General features: G+C 37.0%; 2 protein-coding genes. One reads left to right on the forward strand and one right to left on the reverse strand.

Annotation, left to right across the window (positions count from 1 at the left end; translation table 11 throughout):
* Nucleotides 1-458: glutathione peroxidase (locus FHL06_RS13000; RefSeq protein WP_272950472.1), on the forward strand; the 458-nt coding region annotated here is incomplete at its 5' end.
* A 490-nt stretch (nucleotides 459-948) separates the two neighbouring features.
* Here the strand turns inward: FHL06_RS13000 and FHL06_RS13005 are convergent.
* The coding region (locus tag FHL06_RS13005) for a C-terminal helicase domain-containing protein (RefSeq protein ID WP_192917997.1) at nucleotides 949-1420 on the reverse strand (472 nt) is incomplete at its 5' end.

The raw sequence follows: 1420 nt of genomic DNA on the forward strand, positions 1-1420 counted from the left end.
ATGATTTCTCAGAAACAGAAATGAATGGTTTTACAATTGATTTCAAAGATTACCAAGGTAAAGTTGTTTTGTTTGTTAATACTGCCAGTAAATGCGGATTTGCTCCACAATTAACTGGTCTGGAAGAACTTTATAAGAAATATCACGATCAAGGCTTTGAAGTCTTAGGTTTACCTTCCAATCAATTCCATCAAGAATTAGATGATGATAAAGAAACTAGTGATTATTGTCAGATGCATTATGGAGTGACTTTCCCAATGACTAAACGTGTTAGCGTCAATGGAGAAAATGAAGATCCATTGTTTACTTATTTGAAAGATTCAGTCGGTCATGGTCGAATCAAATGGAATTTTACTAAATTTTTGGTTGGGCGCGATGGTCAGGTGATTGAACGCTTTGCACCAATAACAAAGCCAGAAAAGATTGAGCCAGAGATTGTTAAAGCATTGGGTAAATAATAGATAGATTGAAGGATGCGTCGTCCGTAAAAAAATCTGTGAGCCACTGGAACGTGGTGGACACGACTTGAAGCCAATTGAAATTCGCAATTGTCTCCAAGCTCGGTCTTCTACTAACCTTGCTACGCAAGCTAAGTAGAATTTCACCACTGAGGGCTCACAGATTTTTTACTCCCTACTATGTCTTTTAGTTTTAATTTTGAGGTTTTAATCAAAAAAGAACAGCGTTTATTAAGAGATTCAGATATTTTAGATATCTGAAACTAATTAGTAAACACCGTTCTTCTTTTTTTATATCTAAGATTAAACTACTAACAGAATAGATACTAGTCTGGAACAACAAAGCCGATGGGCTCAGTAGTGAAATTCTACTTAGCTCACGAAGTGAGGTTAGTAGAAGGCCGAGCTTGAAGACTGTTGGCAAAGCCAAGAGGCTCCAAGTCTTGCCCACTACGTTCCAGCCCAGTTTTCTTTGTTGCGGAGACGGCATCTATTTCTTATTAAAATTACGTTTACCCTTATTCTTTTGATCACGTAAACGTTTCTTAGGTTTAACAGCAGGTTTGCTACTCTTATTAACCGGACGCTTCTTCTTATCAAAGACCTGTTTCTTAGAAAGTTTACCTTCATGATCAACATAAGTCTTTGTAATTTCTACATCAACCATATCTTGAAGATTTCGCATATCATGGTTATTACCAAAAGTAATCACGTTACCACTCTTGCCCATACGTCCAGTACGGCCAGAACGGTGAACATACTCACTGTTGTCACGCGGAATCATATAGTTAACAATCATATTAACATCATTAATATCCATTCCACGAGCAGCTACATCGGTCGTTAACAATAAGTTAACTTTCTTATTTGAGAACAACTGTAACGCCGTTTTGCGTTGCTGTGATGACATTTTACTGTCTAAAGCCACAAAGTTAGTCTTATCGTGATTCATGTCACTGATT

Source organism: Companilactobacillus halodurans, from assembly GCF_009600985.1.
Taxonomy (GTDB): Bacteria; Bacillota; Bacilli; order Lactobacillales; family Lactobacillaceae; genus Companilactobacillus; species Companilactobacillus halodurans.